Source organism: Laceyella putida (genome assembly GCF_042665195.1).
GTDB lineage: Bacteria > Bacillota > Bacilli > Thermoactinomycetales > Thermoactinomycetaceae > Laceyella > Laceyella putida.
In genome coordinates this window covers 22,676-44,185 of sequence record NZ_JBHTBW010000004.1, presented here as the reverse complement: position 1 = coordinate 44,185, position 21,510 = coordinate 22,676, and the positions used below count along the sequence as shown (strand labels likewise).

The 21,510-nt window shown below is 52.1% G+C and carries 20 protein-coding genes; 1 reads left to right on the top strand and 19 read right to left on the bottom strand.

Features of this window, described 5'->3' with window-relative positions; all coding sequences use genetic code 11:
- Window positions 1-71: 71 nt before the first annotated feature.
- From ACFQNG_RS01175 to ACFQNG_RS01100, 16 genes are all read right to left on the bottom strand, one after another.
- Entirely contained in the window at window positions 72-941 is an 870-nt protein-coding gene (locus ACFQNG_RS01175; protein ID WP_379862962.1) for a ParB N-terminal domain-containing protein, read from the bottom strand.
- Complete coding sequence (locus ACFQNG_RS01170; protein WP_379862961.1) at window positions 929-2,173, bottom strand: type III PLP-dependent enzyme; 1,245 nt, start codon at window positions 2,171-2,173, stop codon at window positions 929-931. Before ACFQNG_RS01170 ends, ACFQNG_RS01175 begins: the two co-directional genes overlap by 13 nt.
- Entirely contained in the window at window positions 2,166-2,954 is a 789-nt protein-coding gene (locus tag ACFQNG_RS01165) for an HpcH/HpaI aldolase family protein (RefSeq protein ID WP_379862960.1), read from the bottom strand. The genes ACFQNG_RS01170 and ACFQNG_RS01165 overlap by 8 nt, the downstream gene beginning before the upstream one ends.
- Window positions 2,941-4,776, bottom strand: coding sequence for an IucA/IucC family protein (locus ACFQNG_RS01160; protein ID WP_379862959.1), 1,836 nt, complete (start codon window positions 4,774-4,776; stop codon window positions 2,941-2,943). Before ACFQNG_RS01160 ends, ACFQNG_RS01165 begins: the two co-directional genes overlap by 14 nt.
- A complete protein-coding gene (locus ACFQNG_RS01155; protein ID WP_379862958.1) occupies window positions 4,773-6,557 on the bottom strand; it encodes an IucA/IucC family protein in 1,785 nt (594 codons plus the stop codon). The genes ACFQNG_RS01160 and ACFQNG_RS01155 overlap by 4 nt, the downstream gene beginning before the upstream one ends.
- A 25-nt stretch (window positions 6,558-6,582) precedes the next feature.
- Window positions 6,583-7,827 carry an MFS transporter gene (locus tag ACFQNG_RS01150; RefSeq protein WP_379862957.1) on the bottom strand — a complete coding sequence of 415 codons (1,245 nt, stop codon included), beginning with the start codon at window positions 7,825-7,827 and terminating at the stop codon, window positions 6,583-6,585.
- A 3-nt stretch (window positions 7,828-7,830) separates the two neighbouring features.
- Window positions 7,831-9,642 carry an IucA/IucC family protein gene (locus ACFQNG_RS01145; RefSeq protein ID WP_379862956.1) on the bottom strand — a complete coding sequence of 604 codons (1,812 nt, stop codon included), beginning with the start codon at window positions 9,640-9,642 and terminating at the stop codon, window positions 7,831-7,833.
- A 25-nt stretch (window positions 9,643-9,667) separates the two neighbouring features.
- Complete coding sequence (gene sbnB, locus ACFQNG_RS01140) at window positions 9,668-10,687, bottom strand: 2,3-diaminopropionate biosynthesis protein SbnB (protein ID WP_379862955.1); 1,020 nt, start codon at window positions 10,685-10,687, stop codon at window positions 9,668-9,670.
- A gap of 19 nt (window positions 10,688-10,706) precedes the next feature.
- A complete protein-coding gene (gene sbnA, locus ACFQNG_RS01135; RefSeq protein WP_379862954.1) occupies window positions 10,707-11,690 on the bottom strand; it encodes a 2,3-diaminopropionate biosynthesis protein SbnA in 984 nt (327 codons plus the stop codon).
- A gap of 70 nt (window positions 11,691-11,760) precedes the next feature.
- Window positions 11,761-12,003: a hypothetical protein gene (locus ACFQNG_RS01130; RefSeq protein ID WP_379862953.1), complete on the bottom strand. Its 243-nt coding sequence runs from the start codon at window positions 12,001-12,003 to the stop codon at window positions 11,761-11,763.
- Window positions 12,004-12,100: 97 nt separating this feature from the next.
- Entirely contained in the window at window positions 12,101-12,268 is a 168-nt protein-coding gene (locus tag ACFQNG_RS01125) for a hypothetical protein (protein ID WP_379862952.1), read from the bottom strand.
- Window positions 12,269-12,285: 17 nt separating this feature from the next.
- Window positions 12,286-12,804 (bottom strand): hypothetical protein, encoded by a 519-nt coding sequence (locus tag ACFQNG_RS01120; RefSeq protein ID WP_379862951.1) that lies wholly within the window; start codon window positions 12,802-12,804, stop codon window positions 12,286-12,288.
- Window positions 12,805-12,823: 19 nt separating this feature from the next.
- Window positions 12,824-13,657 carry a hypothetical protein gene (locus tag ACFQNG_RS01115; RefSeq protein ID WP_379862950.1) on the bottom strand — a complete coding sequence of 278 codons (834 nt, stop codon included), beginning with the start codon at window positions 13,655-13,657 and terminating at the stop codon, window positions 12,824-12,826.
- Between the two features lie 2 nt (window positions 13,658-13,659).
- Window positions 13,660-14,184 carry a hypothetical protein gene (locus ACFQNG_RS01110; RefSeq protein ID WP_379862949.1) on the bottom strand — a complete coding sequence of 175 codons (525 nt, stop codon included), beginning with the start codon at window positions 14,182-14,184 and terminating at the stop codon, window positions 13,660-13,662.
- Complete coding sequence (locus ACFQNG_RS01105; RefSeq protein ID WP_379862948.1) at window positions 14,181-14,699, bottom strand: hypothetical protein; 519 nt, start codon at window positions 14,697-14,699, stop codon at window positions 14,181-14,183. The genes ACFQNG_RS01110 and ACFQNG_RS01105 overlap by 4 nt, the downstream gene beginning before the upstream one ends.
- A 14-nt stretch (window positions 14,700-14,713) precedes the next feature.
- Window positions 14,714-15,268: a hypothetical protein gene (locus ACFQNG_RS01100; RefSeq protein ID WP_379862947.1), complete on the bottom strand. Its 555-nt coding sequence runs from the start codon at window positions 15,266-15,268 to the stop codon at window positions 14,714-14,716.
- A gap of 432 nt (window positions 15,269-15,700) precedes the next feature.
- On the opposite strand from ACFQNG_RS01100, the gene ACFQNG_RS01095 reads away from it, so the two are divergent.
- Complete coding sequence (locus ACFQNG_RS01095) at window positions 15,701-15,889, top strand: hypothetical protein (protein ID WP_379862946.1); 189 nt, start codon at window positions 15,701-15,703, stop codon at window positions 15,887-15,889.
- Between the two features lie 267 nt (window positions 15,890-16,156).
- Here ACFQNG_RS01095 and ACFQNG_RS01090 read toward each other — a convergent pair whose 3' ends face one another.
- From ACFQNG_RS01090 to ACFQNG_RS01080, 3 genes are all read right to left on the bottom strand, one after another.
- A complete protein-coding gene (locus ACFQNG_RS01090; protein ID WP_379862945.1) occupies window positions 16,157-19,318 on the bottom strand; it encodes an efflux RND transporter permease subunit in 3,162 nt (1,053 codons plus the stop codon).
- Window positions 19,319-19,454: 136 nt separating this feature from the next.
- Window positions 19,455-20,822, bottom strand: coding sequence for a sensor histidine kinase (locus tag ACFQNG_RS01085; RefSeq protein ID WP_379862944.1), 1,368 nt, complete (start codon window positions 20,820-20,822; stop codon window positions 19,455-19,457).
- Window positions 20,819-21,493 (bottom strand): response regulator transcription factor, encoded by a 675-nt coding sequence (locus tag ACFQNG_RS01080; RefSeq protein WP_379862999.1) that lies wholly within the window; start codon window positions 21,491-21,493, stop codon window positions 20,819-20,821. The genes ACFQNG_RS01085 and ACFQNG_RS01080 overlap by 4 nt, the downstream gene beginning before the upstream one ends.
- Between the last annotated feature and the right edge of the window lie 17 nt (window positions 21,494-21,510).

The window sequence follows — 21,510 nt, the reverse complement described above, 5'->3', positions numbered from 1 at the left end:
TAGGAGCTTTTTTTAGCGAGTTGGTTTGTCAACATTCTCAGCCGTTCCATCCTCGGTAGAACGGCTTTTCTTCATTTGGCGGAGAGGATGGGATGGGAACCCGTGGACGTCTCCCGATATCGATGGTTGTCAAGCCCTTTTTCCATCCTCTTCATCAGTGCATCCGATGAAGCTTCACAGAGATAAACCTTTTCCGTATAGGAACGCAAATGCGACCGCCAATGAGCCAGGGACCGTTGCCACTCCCTCTCCGCTAACGGATGATCAACCAGGAGCTGCAGCGGGATGCATAAGTTTAACAAGCGGCCTTCAACCAAGAAGCGGGTGACTCCGGCAGGAAGAACCTCTCCTCGCTTCACTGTTTCCATCACTTCATCCAAGTCGCAGATCACATGTTGGATGCACACCCTGTTCACATCGTCATGCATCCCGGTCGGCTGGGATAGCCGGATCACCTTGAACCGACGGCTGTAGGTTTCGACCAGTTGCCGCCACAGGGATAAACGTTTCCCTTTCAAGTCCCCTTCCTCTTTTAACAAGATGGCATAGGGCTGGTTATGGCGAATCAGGGTGACCAGAACCTCTCCATTGAGAGATCCTCCCTCTGTAAGCGGGACACAATTCACCGCGGCCTCCGTTATCCACTCATCCAGCCAGTCTCCATCCGGAACCAGATGATCCCAGGCGGAAAGGGCCAGTTGATCGCGCCCAATCATTTGGACAGGTGCATAATCGCATCCCAAATTGCGCAAGGACTCTAAGCGGTGCGCCCCATCCAAAACCAAATATCCCTCATCCATCGGGGTGGCCAGAATGGGATGGCGCAACATGTTCTCTCTAAGGATGCTATCGCATGTTTTCCGCAATCGGCCCGGTTCATGTGCCTCGTGCAAGCGCAAATCGTGAACGGGGATGCGACGCAATGCGGCTAATACGTCCATTCTTTCTCCACCTTTCCCGTCAGGCTCCACTTGTTTGTGGCCGAACGCAACCAAATGTGGTCGGGATGGGGATGACTGAGAAAATCATGATGGGAAATCGACCAACTATAGGCCCCGGTATATTGGAAAATGATCAGATCCCCAATGCGAATCCGATCCACCGGCACTTGTCTGGCCATCACATCTTTCGGCGTGCACAGTTGGCCAACGACCGTCACGGCCACTCCTTCCCATGTCGTTCTGGCAAAAGGGTACTTCCACTCATCCAGAGGCATGATCTCAAACGGATGGTTATGTTGCCAAGATGACGGAAGGCGGAAGTGATGGGTTCCCCCGCGAACAACAGCATAGCGTTCCCCATGGTTTTCTTTCAAGTCCAGCACTTCGGTCACATAATAGCCGCAAGAAGCCGTCAGATAACGTCCGCATTCAAACATCAACTTCCAATTTTCCGGCACTTCACCTTCCATGAAGTCCCTTAGCAATGAGACGAACACCGGCCAGTCAAATTGCTCCTGAAGCGCTTGATAGTTCACCCCAATGCCTCCACCCACGTTCAGTCTCGATATCTCTAACTGATACTCTTCCACCCACTGTTTCGCCTTTTGCACATACATTCTCAAGAGCGCAATGTGATTGGGCGCATGCAAGTGATTGGAGAGGGAGTGGAAGTGAAATCCCTCCAGCCGGACATACCGGCACAGTGCCAATTGGGCCATCACGACCGCCAATTCACGCTCATTGATGCCGAATTGGGTGGGGCGTCCAGCCATATGCAACGTGGCGGCTTCCGGAAAGGGCCCCGCCAGGTTGATCCTGAGCAAAACGGGCACGATCGCCTTCACTTGGCTCGCCAGATATTCCAAGCGCCGAAGTTCATGGATGCTCTCCACATGGATCAGCTCCACTTGGGACCGGATCGCCTCCATCAGCTCCTCATCCGTTTTTCCCGGACCGCCGAATATCACCGGAATCCGTCGGTCCACTTCCCGCGCCTTTTTCACTTCCCCCACCGAAGCCACTTCAAACCCTTGGACCAGAGGGGCCAATTCCTCCAAAATGGGCCGTTCGGAATTGGCTTTCATGGCATAATACATCTCACACCGTTCCGGAAGCTGTGACACCACCCCGCTCACGTGCGCATGCAAATGGTCCAAATCGTAAACATAGGCGCATAGGGGTTGGTCGCTTGCTTGTTTTAACTGCATAAGGATCTCTTCAACCTTACTCATGGTTTTCCACCTGCACTTGATTGACATATTCACCCAGATGCGATTTCATTGCCCGATAACAAATTCCGCGGTCATCACCCACGACAAAGATGCGCACACCCTTATCCCACCAAGCTTGCATCGCCTCTTTGTTTCGCGGGATCGCCCCATATGGGACGCCATGGGAGACGGCCTGTTCATGCAAGGTCAACAGCGCTTGTCTGACCCGCGGATGCTGGGTTTGCCAAGGCACCCCGTAGGAACCTGACAGGTCGGCGGCCCCCTCCAACACAAAGTCAATGCCCTCGGTTGCCAAGATTTCGTCCAACTTCTCCATCGCTTCCTTGTCTTCGATCATGGGGATGCACATCACTTCCCGATTGGCCCGCTCCATGACCTGAAGAAGATCGTCCGCGCCAAAGCGGGCGTTTCTTCCTCCATTTAAACTGCGTTTGCCTTTGGGCGCATAGAAACAAGCGTTTAAAGCCTGCTCCAACTCCGCTTTGCTTCTGACATGGGGAATAACCACCCCCTGGGCACCCGCATCAAGCACTTGCAAGATGGTGCCGGGCGAATGTTCGGGAACACGCACCAGGGGAGTGAGCTGAAACACCTCCGCCGCGCGGATCATATGTTGTATGGTCTCCGGATTGGTCATGGTGTGCTCCATATCGATAATCACAAAATCATACCCAGCCGATGCGATCATCTCCACCGTCAGCGGAGAAGGATTGGAACAGAACAAGCCGTACACCGGCTCTCCTCGCTCGATCTTCCGTTTGGTGCGATTAATGGACAACATGGTTTTCCTCCTGTTGGCGAATGCGGGCCAGCGGGTTGGGCACCGCATGAACGCGCAGTTCGGTATCGGGGTAGAGCCTTCTTTTGGTCAACTGCTCCACTTCGATCTCTTTCGTATAAAGGTCAAACAAACGGTATCGTTCCTCCTGATCAGGGAATTGGGCCATATAGGCTTGAATGGCCTCGTGAATCCATCCCCAGAAAGTCTCCTCCTTCACCGCATAATGCTTGGCCAGGAAGAGGGCCAGTTCACCCAAGTTGATAAAGAAAAAGGCATCCAGCATGAAATCGCGGACCTGAAGCACATCATCCGTTTCAATGAAGGAGTTGCGGTTGACCCGCGCATGGTATTCCGGCGTTCCCTTAAGGGCGGGACAAAGCTCGGGCTTCGTCAAATGCTGGCGCGAAAAACGAAGGCCATCATGAAAATCCTTCAACGCCAACCGTTCGGGAAGGTTGTCCCGCAAAACCAACACCATGTTCTGGGCATGGGACTCCATGGCAATCCCATGGGCATACAAAAGATGGATCAGCGGCAACACACTGGTGCGGAGCAACTTGCGCACCCAGTTTTCCAGCCCCGCCTGCTGAATGAAAGCGTCGATAAACGGTTTTCCATCCACATCCACCGCCGTCAAGGCATTGAATGGAATCGCCTGCTCATCTTGAAGAAGCTTGGTTTCCAAGCTCTCCCGCCAAATGCAACCAATCACGCCATAGGTATCCGCCTGCAGCAACTCCGGCCCCTGCGGGTGATACGCGAGGCCCGCCACTTCTTTCAGCAGGATCAAGCGGTGGTCATCCCGCAAATACGCATCCTCCCGGACGAGCGTTTCCAGCCAGTCGGAGATTGGGGCGGCGTTCTGAACCGTATGGGGGGCCAAAATGCGCCCGGTTGAAGTGTTCACAATACTAAGCGCCAGTTTGACATAGGGCTTCTCCGGATGGGTCCGGTTGGCCAAGGTGCGGATGGATTGTTGCGCTCCGTATTCATCTGCCGATTCGCCAAGATAAAGGATGGAACCCCGCGCCACATGATCCTGGAGATGCGGCAGGATGTGCTTCTTCCATTGCCATGGATGCACCGGCACCATGACAACCTCTTCAGGCTTCTTGCCTTGAGAGCGAATCCGCGCCGCAAACTCAGCCCAACGCTCTTCCCCCAATTGCTCTTTGATGAACTGATCCGGGTCTTTTCGCCCAAACGAAAGCACAGAGGCTTGGCGGCTCACGCCCAACCAGACCAAACGAATACTCTGCGCGAACTCAGGACCGTACCGATAGTTTTCATCGAGGTCAAAGCCCACTCTTGACTTGTAAGACGGATGATAAGGATGCCCATCCATGACGCGGTGTTCCAATTGGTTATAATCCGCCCCTTTCAATTCCCGCTTGTCCTGATGCCTCACAAATTGGGCCACACTGTCTTTCAACCAGGTTTGTTCCAATTCGCGGATGAACTGAACCAGTTTGTGAGCATCCACATTCAAGACCGCGCGCGCATCAAGCAGGAATTGGCGCAAAGAATCCGCTTCTTCCTCCACGCCGCCGCACTCGCGCATCACCGTTTCGGATGTCATGCGGAGGCGCCCGAACGTTTTCGTTTGTTCTCCCCGAAAACGATAGGTCACCGCCTGTCCGTCTTCTTGTTTCGTCTCAATCACATATAAGCGCTCATGTCCCTGCACCGGTTCGCTCCGGCAAGGAATCACTTTCTCGTAGATTAACGACTCCACCAACTGCCGAAAAATGCGGCGACGAACCTGGGTGGCATGAGCGGATTGCAAAGCTTCATTCAACCATGGCAATGACATGTTCTTCATTCTGCTTTCACCTCGCCTTTCATCGGATTGGGAAGATCCAGATAGATCGCTGAATCGCCTCTGTTTTGAAAGCGGCTGATGAGATTGGCTTTGGCCCGGAGGGCGGACGCCCCCAACAGTTGGTCGATCACCCGGCTCAGTTGCACGGAACCGACCGCTTTCTGCTTGTCCAATTGACCACGCACAACCGCCCAAGCCTCTTGCTCGCTCCATTCCCCGTAATAAGCGAGGACATGAAGGAGATGACCCAAGTGATTGGTGATGAGGTAATACTGCAATCGCTCCCATGCTTTCTCCTCGGAGTAAAGGACAGGACTGTCAGGGGAAATTGCGCCATGATAATACCCTTTCGCTTTGGCCAATTCCCGGTTGATGCTCACCCCTTCCATATCCCGCACATAGAAGTGGGCAGGCCATCCCTGTTCCAAATGGATCAGCGAATTCTGCACATGAGCTTCCAAACTGACCCCCTCATCGGCAAAAAGAGCGAGCGCCGGAATGAACACGACCTCCACATACTTACGCAACCAATCCGCCAGCTTCCGGGCGGGGATTGGGCCATGCGGAAGCTGAACCGCTTGCCGAATTGCCTGAAAGAGCGGCGGTTCACTCTGGTTGGGCCAACATTCCAATAAAGAGGCCACCACCAAAGGCACTTGCCCCCCGGTCAGATCGGGATTCTCCCGCAACAACACATTGGAACTGGCCAATGGGTAGGCGTCATCGATTCCTGCCGGCGGATGGAACCGGAGCGCGCCCACCTCCGCCAAAATGGACATGGAAGGATACGGCCACGCTTTTCGCAATTCCCTCACAACGCGGCTGGCATCGATCGACCGTTTCACTTGCTCTGTTGTATTTTCCCTGACAAAATGGGTGATCCGGACATGGAGCGGGAGCTTAAACGAATACGGGTAACGGGCGCCCCACACAGTCCGCACCGAAGAAGTGGGAAACACGTCCGGGCCCATCTGGTTCAAATCGATGATTTTGCCTTGTTCCATTCCTGCTTGCCAAGCCTGGAAACGCCGTACGTATGCCGCCTGCCACGGATGCATGGGCAACAGCCGATACCCCTTCGGAATGGCCCCATGGGACGCTGCCGCCACTTCGGCGGAAACCACCCGTTCATTAGGCAGAGCCACATCCCCCGTCCAATCTTCTTCCATCCAATCCGGATGAACGGCAAAAAAATGCAGCGGGAAGGCCGCTTGCAACTCAGGCGCAAACCGCCGCAAATCCTCGGTGCTGAATCCTTCCGAGCTCTTGGGGGTGGGATGAAACGGATGTCCGTACAACAGGCGCTGTTCCATCCATCTCAATCTGGCTTCTGGGTTCAAATCCAAACCATCCCTCACGCCTTGCGTCAAGGCACGCTCCAGGTAGAGGGCCGTTTTTTCGATACTGTTTTGGATTTGACTCAGCAATGCCTCTACGGGCCCTGACTCTTCCCCCTCAGCCAGTTCCTCCAGAATCCACCTGATCACTTGGGTGGCCGTTACAGGGGTCACTCGCTGGTCGGCTCCGGCAACCCAAAATCGCTCCCCATAATGATGATGGTCAAACACCGATCGGTATGTCATCTTCCCCAGTAGCTTCACCTGCCGTTTGGGGAGGGACAAGCTCATCCATCTGGCTTGCGGGTCTTGTGCGTTCGCCCAGCGGATCAAGGTTTCATCGCTCTCGGCAAAAGTGAGCCGACTGCCCCTTTCCCGAATGAAAGCATTCAAAATGCGTTCTACTGTTTGATGTTCTGCTATACGAAACAGATTTGGTTCCATCGCTGTCACCTTTCTATTAGTTCGATCAGCTTACTTGATCGTTGCGCGAAAAAAAGGGAAGGTGGAAGGAACCGCCAGAGCCTGTCGGCTTGTTGATCACAACCACACACGCTCCCAACACAAACAAGCTTCCCATGCAAAAGAGCACGGTCGGCAACGGAAGAACACTCGTCAGTCCCGCTCCAAACAAGGAGCCCAATATTTGTCCTCCGACCAAGCAACTGTTCGTCAATCCAATATTCGTCCCCCGATCCTGATGACGGGATGAACGGCTCACTTGAAAATATACGGAAGGAAGCAATGCCGCAAAGCAGAGACCCTGCACCATTCTAAGCGGAATCAACCACACTGCGGAAGGGGACAGCATTTGTAGCCAAATGCTGACCCCACAGCCCAATGCGGCGACAAAGAAGTTCATCCGAACCGGTTTGTGATCATTCTGCTTGCCCCACCACGGCGATGCCACCATGGTCGACAACCAGGTGACAGCCTGCAAAATCCCCACCCACGTCGCCGCATGGTTCGCGTCTCCGGTCATGCTTTGCACATAGGGGGCGAAGATGACGGTCAAGCCATAGATCCCGGACTGGACGCAAATCCCCGCCAAGATAAAGACCAGGGTTTCTTTCGTTTGCACAAGGGACAAAAAAGCGGTGAAGATGGAATCGCATCGGGCCTCCTGGGCGGAAGATGGGGCGCCCTTGCTCTCTCTCAGCAAGCATGCCGCCAAACAAGAGCTAAGTCCTGTCAATATCGCCATCGCCATAAACAGGGTGCGATAACCGTAGAAATCGGCCAATATCCCCCCCATCAGAGGCCCCACAAAGGAACCGGCCGCGGTTGCGCTATGCAAACTTCCCAACGTCTTCCCATTTTTCCCTTGCGGCGCTTCCGAACTGGCAAAAGCGGCCGACGCGTCCACTACGCCTCCAAAAGCCCCCTGCAACAACCGGCATAAGAAAAGTTGCCAAGGCGTTTGCGCGAAACCCATGAGCAAGAGACTGAAAGCCAATCCCAACAATGCCCGGACCACCATCATTTTGCGACCGATGCGATCGCCGATCCGACCCCAGATCGGGGAAAAAATAAACATGGTGATCGCCGGGGCCGCCAGGCACAACCCCATCCATCCATGCTGAAAGTGGGCTTGTCCCCCCAATTCGCCCAGATAAAACGGAAGCAGGGGCACCATCACCGTCAAGCCGGCGGTTGAGATGAACTGCCCGGACCATAACGTGACAAAGTTGCGTTTCCACATGTGCCCGTCCATCACTCAGCCCTCCCAACGCAAGGGGTTGGCAATCTTGCCCAGTCCCGACGGCATGCTTCCGCCGCCAGACCCTTGTCGCCGCAAGAGCGGGGCAATGATCTCCTTGACCGGCCAATGCTCCTGCGCCAACAGCACTTGATTCATCTCCCCCATCACCTCGGCCGGACCCGGCTGGGCGAGGGCCCGCACAATCGCCTGGCGGATCACGCGCCATCCCTCATCCTCAGTCAAAACTCCGCAAGTCACAAACGCCTCCAAAATCGAAGCCAAATTCACTTGAATGCCCAATGTTTGAAAATAAGATAAAAAGTCCGCAGGGGTTTCCAAAATCAACGTATTTCTCGTGTTTGGCTTAACCGTATACGGTACGGGCGGAAGTTCGGCCCGTTCCATCCAACTCGGATGCAGGCGCACCGTGTCATGATCCCTCAACAACAATTGTTGCAATTGCCCCTGTTTAAACAGCAAGACGACATTTTGTCCATGCAACTCAGGCAACACACCCACCTTGGCAAACCAGATCGCCCGCTCGATGAAGGCGTGACAGATGTCGCGGAACAAAGCGCGGCCATCCGTCTCTTGTCTCTGCTTCAGCATGTGGGCGATCAAAGGGGATTCGCCTTGTTTTGTGACAACGGCGAAAGCGGACATCGGACTGACCACGTCTGCTTCCAGGATTTCTTGGGGATACCGCCGCACCAAACAACCCAGATGGCCTGGTTTGTCCGCAAAAGGATCATCGTTGGGATCGGTGAAGGCCATCCACTTCTCTTCATTGCATACAGCCAAAGATGGCGCCAATTGGGGATCACGCGCACAGAGAAACTCCACGAGTTTCTGCCCTTTCACCCCATTTTCCAAGTATCTCGGCGGCATGATCCTGAGCGCGCCCAAGGCATAGACGCCGATCGGCACTTTCACGTTTACAGTTGGATTATGTACGGGAATTAAGCTGCGCACAGAAGAGCTTGGAATGAACTTTCCCATACCTGACTCTACCGGGATGATGATGCGCTCCGCCAGTTCCCTTGCAAAAACATGGGGAATCACGTGTTTCATCTGCCATGGATGAACGGGGATAAGGCAGTGATCCGCTGGCGACACGCCTTGTTCTTTGAGCGAATGGTGCAAGCTTTCTTGTTCACTTGCCGTCAATAGCTCGGAATAGACTTGTTCCCCTGGCCCGCATCCCATGCGCACCCACTCCGCCTTGACGGCGACCCAATCCAATCCAAAAGCGTGTCCAAACTCGGAGCCGTAGGTGGAATAATCGTCGGCATCCCACCCATTTTTCACACGCGAAGTGGGGTGGAAGGGACGATCCCTTAAAGCGGCGTACCGTTCAGACTGGATCAAGTCCACCGCGCCCTGCCTGGTGTCCAACTGGAACGGCGCTTGCAATGAAAGGGCGGTCTGTTCCACTGCCAACCGCAATTCTTCACAAAACCCCTCCAGATTGGGAAACGTCCCCTCCGCCACACCCATCGCCAGAAACCGCATCAACTCATCCGCTCCAAGCCGGCGCACGGCCTTCCCGGCCTCTCCTTCCGTGACCAGCAGGAGGGGTGGTCCGCTCAAACGATAAGATTGAAAGCGGTCATCCTGTTTGACGCGAAAACATAAGGTTTGACCTGCGCCAGCCGCATAACTGAGCAAACCCTCCCCCTCAGCTAAAGGCAGGCCTGTCCGCTCCATCACCGCCTGTTGATCCCGGATCAATACGCTACGCTCCCGCAGGCCCATAAAATCCTCATAGATGAGGGCATTCACCAAATCAGTCAACACTTGTTCTTCGGGGTTAACTGAAAGCTTCATCCACCTTTTCGTCCTTTCCCTCCAATTAGTAAAGGCTCAACTTGGTTCCGACCTGTTTGCGAACCGCCTCACGATAAATTTTCTCCGCACAGGCAATATCTTCGATCGCCATCCCCATCGGATTGAGCAAAATGATTTCATCGTCACGTTCCCGGCCCGGTTTGGCCCCAACCACAATCTCGCCAAGCTCCGCATGCAGTTGATCACGGGAGAATCGCCCCTCCAGCACGAGCTGGTTGATCACCTTTTTCTCCCGGTTGCTCTGCTCCCAATCATCAACAATCACTTTATCCGCTTTTAAGTAGACTTCCTTGTGCACATCCATGATGGAGACATTGCTGATAAACGCCCCCTTTTGAATCCACGCAAACGGGATATAAGGTTGATCGGCCACCGTACAGGTGATCACCACTTCCCCTTGCTTGACGGCCTCTTCCACCGATTGGCAACATTCCACTCGAATCCGCGGGGCTTTTTGCCGGATGGCATCAGACAATTTGGCCGCCGCTTCAGGGAAAACATCATACAGGTGGATCGCTTCGATTTGCGGGAACTGCTCAATCATTGAAAATAATTGCATTTTCGCGATCACGCCGCATCCGATGCTCGTCACATGGGTGAACCCGGGTTTGGCCAGATGCTTCGAAGCCACGACGGTAACGGCCGCTGTTCTCATCCCGCTGATCAAGCTCCCCTCCATGACGGCAATGGGGTAGTTGGTTTCCGGATCATTTAAGATCACCAATGCGCTCGCCCGCTCCAAGCCGCGTTTCTTGGGATTGTCATGCTTGCTTCCGACCCATTTCAAGCCGGAAATGCCCGGTTGCCCGATATGGGCTGGCATCGCAATAATGCGATCGGCAATATGTCCGCCGGCGCCTTGGGAGCGCAAATAAGGTTTGAGCGGCTGAACATAGTTTCCTTCCGCATGAAGCGTGAGCGCCCGCTCAATCGACTCAACATACAGGTCGGAATGGTCTCCGCCCAACTCCACGATATCTTGCTTAGACAGATACAGAAGCTCCGGATTCTGTGCATTCGTCATGTTGAACCACCTCTTTGTTTTATTTTGGCAATCGGTCAACCCAAGCTTCGTCATAGACCATGTCGAGATAACGGTCTCCCCGGTCAGGGAAAATGGTGCAGATGCGATACGGTCTGGGCAAGCGGGGTATCAATTTTTGAATCGCGGCCACCACCGAGCCCGATGACCCCCCCGCAAAAATGCCCTCATGGTACAACAGGTCGCGGCAGCCTTGGACGGATTCCCGGTCGTTGACATGGATCACTTCATCGATCTCGTCCCTCACCAATATTTCAGGAACCCGGCTCGACCCGATTCCCGGCAGTTCGCGCCGCTGGGGCGGAGATCCAAAGATAACGGAACCGACCGCATCAACGGCGATCACTTTGACATGGGGATAGGTTTCTTTGAGCCGTCTGGCACACCCCAATATGCTCCCGCTCGTGCTCACAGCCGCAATCAGGCAATCTGGCGCTTGGGGAAGTTGTTCCACCATCTCGCGTCCCGTTCCATGATAGTGGGCCTGCCAATTTCGCTCATTCACATATTGATTCATCCATACAGCATGTGGAATGTTATGTAACAACTCTTGCACGCGTTTGATCCGCGTTTTGAGATAACCGCCTTGGTCATCCGCCTCCGTCACCATCTCTATCCGGGCACCCAATTGGCTTAAGATTTTGAGGTTGCTCGGGGCCGTTTTGGGATCGACGACACAAGTGAACGCTAAGCCATACACACGGGCAACCATCGCGATCGCCACACCCAGATTGCCTGAGCTGCTTTCGATGATGTGGGAATCGGAAGTAATCGACCCATCGCGCAACCCTTGCTCAATCATATAGCGGGCGGGACGGTCCTTCATGCTTCCTCCCGGGTTCATATACTCCAACTTGGCAAATACCTCTACCCCTGTTCCTTTAAATAACCGCTGCAAAGAGACCAGAGGCGTATTCCCCACACATTCGATGACTGACGAAGGGAGGGCCCTGTTCTCATCTTGCTTATGTATTAAGGCCGGCATGTGTCTCACCCTTTCTATATTGATAATCATTTTCGATTACAATAGTAAATGATAATCACTCTCAAATCAATCAGATTTTGCAAATTTTATGTTCTAATTTTCCATTCCGTTTTGTTATGGGCCAATCAGTCCGTGCCGTCCCATAAAGCAAACGAAACCGGAGTCCGGCATGATGCCGGACTCCGGTTGTCGGTCCTTGGCACGATTCATCAATCAACTCCACGATCCCGTTCACGTTGAGATAAATCGCCTCTTGGGCAAACTCTTTGCGCACCTGCCGCATCAAGGCAAGCAAAGGCGGAATTTTCGTCAACGAACGGAGCGTCACCGTGTATTTCTATCTTCATTTTGCGTTATATTTCAAACACTATATATCAGAGCCAATAATCTGTAAATTGGTTTGTTGAAACCTAAACCCACACACTGACGGCAACCAACAGGAAATAAACCAAGGCACTGCCCACCATATAGAACAGCCAACGCTGGTACCTGCGATCTTTGATGATGGACCTAATCGTCAGGCCGGTGAATAAGAGAACAGCCAAGATCGTCAATAGGTATAATAAGCTAAACAACAATGGGATCGCCTCTTTTTTCAATGTGGTAAGTAGCTCAGCCATTTGAATTTGCGGTTCAATTCGGATAACTCGGCGATGGAAGTGTTTGTCAATCCGGACAAACTTTGAATGTAGCGGTTTTCTTCCGCTGTTTGCGAAGAGACTCCGGCCGCTGTCGGAACCAACCGCTCATTCTGGCGCGCGAGCGTCTCCAGTTGTCCCACGACGGTTCGGGTTGATCCGTTCAAGCGATCCAAGCCGTCAATGATCTTTTGTTCACTGGCGATGACGCGATCCACACTGCGGTTCATGTTTTGCAGTTTGCCCTCTGTGCCCGCCAGTTTGGCATTCATCGCCTCGATCGTCGCCGACGTTTCTCTGAGCGGCGCCAGTTGCCGGTTCGTCTCTTCTGTCAATTGTTTCGTCAACTCCACATTGTGCGCAACTTCCCGCATCACCTGGTTGGTTGCCTGTTGGTTCTTGATTTGTTGCACCGTTCCCCAACCGAACAAGGCGAGCAACAGGAGATTGACCATCAGCAAGACACCTTTTAACAATTGAATCACCCCATGTTTCTTATGGTAGGAGAAGATCAAGCAACCCCGACCCTTGGTTGGACCGCTCTTTCTCTTTGTTCAAGCCGAGACTCTCCTCAATTGGGGACAGCACTTCCTTTTCCACGGTTTCCACCCCTTCTTTCAGCGGTCCTTTCGGCAACACTTTCGATACCGCGGAAAGCGGGGCCGAAAGCGACGGTTGCCGCAAAATGCGGAGCGCCTCGGTGATGTTGGCGACGAATTTGAAATTGTCAATCGACTCGTCCAACTCGACCAACAGGGAATCCATCTGCCCATTTAATTTCGCCGTATTGCTCCCCACCTGTCCGGTTTGGACGGCAACCCGCTCCAAATGGTCAATCGTTGTCCCCATTTGCGCGGAAATGTCGCCCGCCTTGATCGCCGCTTCCTTTGTCAACCCGTACGTTTGCTCCTGGCGGGAAAGAATCGCTTCCATCCGTTTGCGCGCTTCCTGATTGCCCGCCAACTGTTTGCCCAGTTCCCGTTGGATGCTTCGGTTCGTTTCCGCTTGCCCTGTCAACTTTTCCTCTTGCTCGGATAACGCATCCAAAGAATGGGACGCGTTGTCCACTTCTTGCTTCAGCTGATCCGTCGATACAATCATGCCGTCCGTCATGGCGGATAGCTCTCTCGTCAATTGAAAAATGTTTAGGGAAGCCAGGTTGGGCAACAGAACCCGGTCACTCCATCGGGCCATAGCCGGCGTAACGCATGCCAAGGCCAAACACAGCATCACCAGGAAGAGTGCCCGCATATTCACTCCGGCTATCCCTGTCCGGCTTTTCACTTGCGACCACAACGACTGGAAGAATCGTTTCCATCTGTCCATCATGGTCAGCGCCCTCCCTTCTGGGGAATCCATTTCGTTTTCCTGTTCATCTCTTGCATGTTGCGATTGATGTCTCCCTGGATTTTTTTCATCTCGGCCAGGGCGTGAACCACTTGCCCATTGGTGGATTGCATGGAATTTAGCCGGGCCATGCTCGCATCAAGCGAAGTGTGAATCGCTTTAAGATCGGCTGAGGTGAGACCTGTATTTTTGCCGATCGTATCCACGCGCAGGGCAATCGACGCCACCACCTTGTCCAACGCTTTCAATTCACTTTCCAAACCGGCCGTATTTCCGTCAATGCGCACCACTTGACGTTGGAGTTCCTGTGTTTTCTTATTAATCTGATTTAAGAGTGCCAACTGCTCATTCATCTTTGCCGATTTGGCCGCCGATTGCGTAAGGTGCGATTTCAACTTGGCCGAATTTTGTTTGATATCATCTTGCAGGGACAACTGCAACCACGTATTGGCAACGAGCGCCAACAAAATCAACATAATCAACCCGCTTAAACCAAATAAAGGCTTCATGGAAGGTTCACCTCTGGAATCTTGGTGTTCATCTGCCGGGTGGCTCGGTTAATTCGCTCCAAGTGCCGCTGGTCCCGCTCAGCCGTCTGGGCCAATTGGCGCAGTATTTGATCAAGCTGCTTAAGATAAGGCTCCACTTCCGCCAAAGAAAAGCGGACAGACTTGATATTCGTGCCGGAATGCTGGGAAAATCGAACCATGTGGTCATTCAGCCGCAAACTGTCCGCATTGTAATCCACCACAGAAGAAAGGTAAGCAAGGGTTTGTCCCGTTTTATTAATTGTGCCGCCAAGACCTTGATCCAAGGAGTCCAGTGTGTCAACCATCCGCTCCAACTCTTCGTTTTTGCTGATAATCGCCGCTTGCACCTCATTTAATTCCGCCAACGCATCAATGTTGTCTTCCAAGCTGGCGTGAATTTTTTTCAATTGCTGTGTCATGGTGATTCCATTGATCAATAACCCACTCAATAGGAGGACCGCCAGGATACTCACTGTTTTTCTGAAGATGTTCATCTCATCGCTCCTCGTTAGGGTAAGGATTGTGAGGCTTGCTCGCTCTTGGAGGCGGCCTGCTTCAATTTTTCTTCCAAACGCTGGTTTTGCTTAACTGCTTCCTTTAACTTCTCCAACGTCTCCACTGTGACCGACTCCAACTCTTGCCCTTGTGACGCTTGCACTTTCCCCGTATTTGCGATCAGGTTCATCTGCCGAGTCAAATCGCCGCTCAAGCGATTGAGGCTTTGGCTTAACAGTACCTGCCGCGCCGTCACTGAGCGAATGTCTGTTAAGGTTTCGCTTTGCTTCCCGGCGATCCCATTTACTTGTTTCAACTTTTGGCTCACCTGTTCCGTCTTCGCCGACTTTTCCTCAATCGATTGCAAGCCTTGAAGAATCTTCTTATTTAACGAGCCCAGCGCTTTGGTTTTGGCCTCAATCTCGGCCAGTGTGCCATTCAAGTCAAAGGGTTTCAAAAAATGAAGTCGCTTCTGCAAAGAGGGAGCCTGGTGCACGCCAACCGCCACGGCGGGCACCGTAATCACAACCGCCATAACCAGCCAGAGCATTCTCTTCGATCGCCTCATCTGATCACCTCTCGCCTTTCTCTCGCTGAATGGATCCTCATTCATTTGAAAGCGCTTTCTCGTTTACGCTTTGTTCTTTCATTATATTTCATATGCGTTAAAATATAAATATTCATATTTGGCAGTCAAATCTTGTTGTCCAAGGATGTTACCCTTATCTAGCATGTACATCTATGATGGCAAGATGTCGGCCAATCGCCTCCCATCCGGGGACGCATGCGTTCTCACCGCTTTTTTAAAAGCGGATAAAAAGGCTGATTCCCATCGAATCAGCCTTTTTCCTGCTATACTTCCCAGTCATCCCAAGAAGGCTTTTTCTCCCGCGCTTATCGGCACAGGCTTAGGCGCGCGTTCATCATCGCGAACTGGACTGAATCCGAGTTACCCTCACCGACATGTAGGATGCCAAGGGTTTTGTCGGCAGAATCGGCGATGGTCGCGGTCCCGGTCGAAATCATGTCGACACCGCCAATGCCAGGGGTTGCGGCGGCAGAATCCGAAATCGCGGTCAAAATGATCGCGACGACACCGCCAATGCCAAGGATTGCGACGGCAGAACCCGTCACGATATTGGTCTACATTCGCTTCCTCCATCATTTCTTCCATTTCTTCGTCAGTTAAATATTCAGGATAAAATTCCATAACAATCCCTCACTTTGTGTTATTGTCATTGACATTAAAAAATATATGTGTCAATACCCCGCCTCGCCTTAGGTGAATGAATCATTTTCCCAATAGTCGGGCTCATATCCATATAAAGGAACCTTCGGTCTACCCCTGCCCATGGGATGAAAAAACAAACGTGGCCACTGTACAAACAGTAGCCACGTTCAGCGGGTTTGATGCCGTTTTCTTTAGCAAATGCCTTTATCATGCTTTGGTTGGTTTTCAGACCGTTCCTTCCTGTCTTGAAGGCCACTTGATCAGCTTGTTGTCATTTCCAGCCGATTCTCCGATCAAATCGGTTTGTTTCAATCTGCGCACCTTTCCTACGAGCGCGTACAGCACTGGGACAAAAATGAGCGTAAGCAGTGTCGATGTAGTCAAGCCACCGATCACGGTAATGGCCAAGCCTTGCGAGATCAACTCGGCGGAGGCTCCAGATAAAGCCAAGGGGATCAAAGCCAGGATCGTCGCGATCGCGGTCATCAAGATGGGGCGCAAACGCGTTTTGGCCGCTTCCACCAACGATTCCACCAGTTCTATTCCGGCTTTGCGGTTGGCTTCGACGCGATCCAGCAGAACCACCGCGTTGGTCACCACAATTCCCACCAGCATGAGGAAACCGATCATCGCACTCATGGATAAACTTTGTCCGGCAATCAGCAGTCCCGTCAATGCCCCGACCGGAACGAAGATCAGCGAGGACAGGATGACCAACGGCGTTAGCAGCCCCCCATAGGTCATGCTGAGAATCAGGAAGACCAACCCAATCGCGATGGCGATGGCGATGCCCAAATCCTTGAATCCCGTCTGAATATCTTCCAGTCCGCCACCGATGGAGACCTCAATCCCTTTTGGAAGCGACAGAGATTGAATGTCTTGTTCTACCTCCCGCGTCACAAGGGATATATCTTTCCCTTTGCTTTGCGCACTGACTTGGGCATAAGTGTTTCCATTCTCATGGCGAATCGATTTGAGCACTTCTTTCGTTTTGACATCGGCAATCTCGCCCAATGATTTCGGACCTGCGGGGGTATTTATTCGAATCTCTTCCAATTGCGAAAGGGAGGTGATTTTTTCATCATACACCAAGGCAATCGATTGCTCTTTTCCATCCAACTCGTACGTTCCCACATCGGTCGGTTGCAAGTGTTGGTTCACTGCCGCCGCCACTTGGTTCGGGCTTAATCCCAGCTCTTCCCCTTCATCATTTAGGGTGATTTCCCAAGTGGTGCGGGTCTCGCCCATGTTATTGGAAATATTCTTAAGGTCTGCGTTTTGTTTGAGCAAGGCTTCAATTTGCCCGGCCGCTTTTTGCAGATCGGCTTGATTCTCTCCGTACAATTGCACATCTATATTATTTCCCGATGGCGGACCCGCTTCTTGCGCTTCTCTGGCGGTTACGGTCGCCTCAGGATATCCATCTTTGACAAGATCCTCCGTCTCTTGTTGGACTCGTTCCAGGGTGTCGCCCATGGACACGCCCTGTTTGGTTTCAAGGGTAAAGGTGATTTTTTGCTCTCCCGCTCCACCGCCCCCAAAGGCGCCTCGCCTTGAATCTTCCGATCCCACCGTCATTTGGCGTTTGACAAACAAATTCATGTCCGCCAGCTTGTCATCCACTTGTTTGGCCAGCTGATCGGTTGCCGCCAGTGTCGTGCCGGCAGGCAAACTGATCTCTGTTTGGATCGTTGTCGCCTCTTCTCCAGGCAAGAAGGCAAAACCCAAGAAAGGAATGGTGCCGAGAGAAGCGATTAACAAGAGCAGGGAAGCGGCCATCACCCAACCTTTTTTCTTCAACGCGCCGCGCAGCAACTTTTCATATCCACGAACGAGCGCGGTTTCCTCCGCGTGTTGCTTAACCTGTTTGAAGAAAGAAGCTCCCAAGAGCGGAATCAACATCATGGCCACCAATAAGGAAACCAAGATCGAGATCGTGACCGCGATGGCAAAGGGTCGGAACATTTCCCCAAGGATTCCCGTCACAAAAGCAAGTGGCAAAAACACCACCACGGTGACAAAGGTGGATGAAGCAACCGCGCTCAAAATTTCTTTGGTCGCTCGATAAGCCACTTCTTTTCCGGATAATTGATTTCCCCCCTGTTGCCGCCAGCGGTAAATATTTTCGATGACCACAATACTGTCGTCCACAATCCGCCCAATCGCGACCGCCATTCCGCCAAGCGTCATGATGTTCAGCGTATAGCCCATCATTTCCAAGAGGGAGATGGTGGCCAAAATGGAGAGGGGGAGGGAGATTAAGGCGATCAAGGTGGCACGCACATTGCGCAAGAATAACGCAATGACGACAATGACGAACAAAGCTCCGAACAACCCTTCTCTGACCAAGCTCGAAACAGACTTCTCCACTTCTTCTCCTTGGTCCATGATCGGGTTGACATCCCATCCTTCTTGCTTCTCATATTTGGATAAGATATCCCGGATGGATCCTGCGACATCGGCCGTATTGGCTTCTTGATCTTTGGTCACTTCAATCAAGTAAGCTTCTTTCCCGTTGACACGGGTAAGCTCTGTTTGCTCGGAAACGGTTTTCACTTCCGCAATCTCTGATAATTTCACCGCTTGCGACTGGCCGCTTCCTTTTGCCGGCATGGGGCTGGACGGCTGTCCCCCATTCATCCCCGCTCCGGTGTTCACGGGAGAAATGTTGACTTCTTTCAACTGATCGACTTGGTCGATTCCCCCCACCATGCGAACGGGAATGGTGCTTCCGTCTTTTTCAGCGGAACCGGCCGGCATGGCATACTCTTGATTTTGCAGCGCTTGTTTAATGGTTTGCAGATCCAATCCTTTCGCTTCCGCTTTGTCCAAGTTGACGCGGATTTCAACCTCCACTGCTTTCTTCCCCTTCAATTGCACTGAATAAACGCCTTCCGTTTGCTCTATCGCAGGGACCACTTGATCTTCCAATACCGCTTGCAGATCTTTTCCATCTTCTGCGGAAACGGCTGCTTGATAGATGGGGATCACATCTGTGGAGATTTTGTTGATTTGCACATGGGCATCTTCAGGCAAAGCCAGTTTGGAAATCTCACTTTCCACGGTGCGTTCCTTTTCATCTATATCCGTGCCAAAGGGATAAGTGATCGAGATGGATGCGCTGTTTTCACTTGATGTGCTGACCAGCGATTCGTAGTCCTTCAGCTTGATCAAACTCTCTTCGATCGGTTCTGTCGCATCTTTCTCAATATCTTCCGCGGCTGACCCAGGTAGCGTAATCTGAACGCTCAATACAGGAAAGCTTACATCCGGAAAGGATTCCAGCTGGATTTTCCCGATGGACGTCACACCGCCGAACAAGACGATAAGCATTAACAGGATCAACGAAGTGCCGTTGTTTAAACTCCATTTAATGATGCGGTTCATTTCTAATAACCTCCTTTATTGCTTCGTTGGACCAAGGATAACTGCGCAATATGAACACAATATAAACAAACCGGAGAGGCTTATTGCGAAATGATGAACAAAAAAAAAACAGCCTTTTACCATGAAAGGCTGTTTTCTACCATGATTGCCGGCGGGGCAACCGCACCGTAAACATCGTCCCTTGTCCGACCTCACTTTGCGCTTGAATGTTTCCATGATGTAAATCCACGACCTTTTTGGCAATGGACAAACCGAGACCGTTTCCGTTTTTCCGGCGTTCCCGTGCCGGATCACCAGTATAAAAGCGTTCAAAAACGTGAGGCAGCGCCTCGGGCGAAATGCCAACTCCCGTATCGGCCACTTGAACTGCCACCTGTTGCTCGTCTTTGGTAAGCTGAATGCGGATGCGCCCGCCCGCCGGGGTGAATTTGATGCTGTTTCCCAACAGATTGAGCCACACCTGCTTCAGTTGATCTTGATCCGCCGTGATCTCCACCCGCTCCAGTGACAAATCGAGTTCCAGTTGTTTTTTCGACCATTGCGGCTCCATGAACACAACCACCCTGCGCAATTGCTCATCCAATGAATACGTTTCAGGATGAAAGGGGTGGCGGTTCGACTCGAGTGAAGCCAATTTTAACAAGTTCTCGCTCAGACGGGATAAGCGTTCGATTTCCTGCTGAATGATGTCAATATATTCCTTGCGCTCCGCCGCTGAAAGCTCTTCTTCCTTTAATATTTGCGAATAGCCGCGAATCGAGGTCAAAGGCGTCTGCAATTCATGGGAGACATTGGAGACGAAGTCCTGGCGCATTTGTTCCAACTCGCTCAGTGCTTTGGCCATTTGGTTGAAACTGGCGGCCAACGTGCCCAGTTCATCTTTTTGCTTGACGTCCACATGGACATCAAAGTCACCCTGCGCCAATTTCCGGGTGGCCAAGGTCATCGTGCGCAATGGCTTGACCAGATACCGCGCCGCAATAAGAATGAGGATGCTTCCCACGATGAAAACAACAAACAGGACAATCCTGGAAACCCTATCCATGATGGTGAGAATCTTGTCTTCGCGGAGTTGGACGAATAGCGCATACCGCCGGCCCCCCATTTCAAACGGCAACCCGACAACGCGCAGGAATCCGGGGCGGTGCCGTTCAACGGAACGATATATGCCGCCCTGGATCACGCGCTTCACCTCTTGCTCCGAAAAAACATGTTTGGTTTTTTGCGGAGAAGGGCTGTAATATTTCACTTCCCCCGTCTCCTTATATAACCAGATGTTGTAATTGAGGCGCGAAACGCTGCTTAAATAAGCGTCAATGTCTTTGTTTGGACTTTGTCGATACAAGGCGATGATTTCTTTACCCTGGCGAATGACGAACTGATCTATCTGGTTATCCACTTCCGGTTTGTTCAGCTTGGCGGCAATGAAAAAGGAAACGATCAAACTTACCAACACCACGCCAATAAACGTGACGACCATCCGAACATACAATGAACGGATCATGTCCTCACATCCAATCGGTAACCGAGACCGCGGACTGTGGAGATTTGAAAAGCGTCCGTCACATCGGCAAAACGTTGGCGCAATCGGTTGATATGGACATCAACCGTTCGCTCCTCTCCCTCATAGTCGATGCTCCATATGCGTTCAATCAACTGGTTGCGCGTAAAGATCTGACCGGGATGGCTGGCCAATTGAAACAAAAGCTCAAACTCTTTCGGCGGCAGTTTCAATGTTCGGTCGCCGACACTGACAGTATAACTGTTGGCATCAATTGCGGTATCCCCTATTTGCACCAACTTGCTGGTTGCCATGCGAGCCCGCCTTAAAAGCGCTTTGACCCTTGCCACCAGTTCCAGCGGATCAAACGGCTTGACGATGTAATCATCCGCTCCCAAGCCGAGCCCTTTTATTTTTTGATTCGTTTCGCCCTTCGCCGTCACCATCAAAATGGGGGTGTCATAGTTTTTCCGAATCTCTTGGCAAACCTCCCATCCGCTCTTTTCAGGCAACATGACATCCAACACAACCAGCTCAATTGGTTGCGAATGGATCATCCTAAGCGCTTCGTCGCCGGTGACCGCCTCCAGGACATCGAATCTCTCTTTTTTCAAATAGAATGAAATGATGTTTCTAATATTCAAATCATCTTCGACAATCAAAACATTCACCATCACCGTCTTTCCCTCTC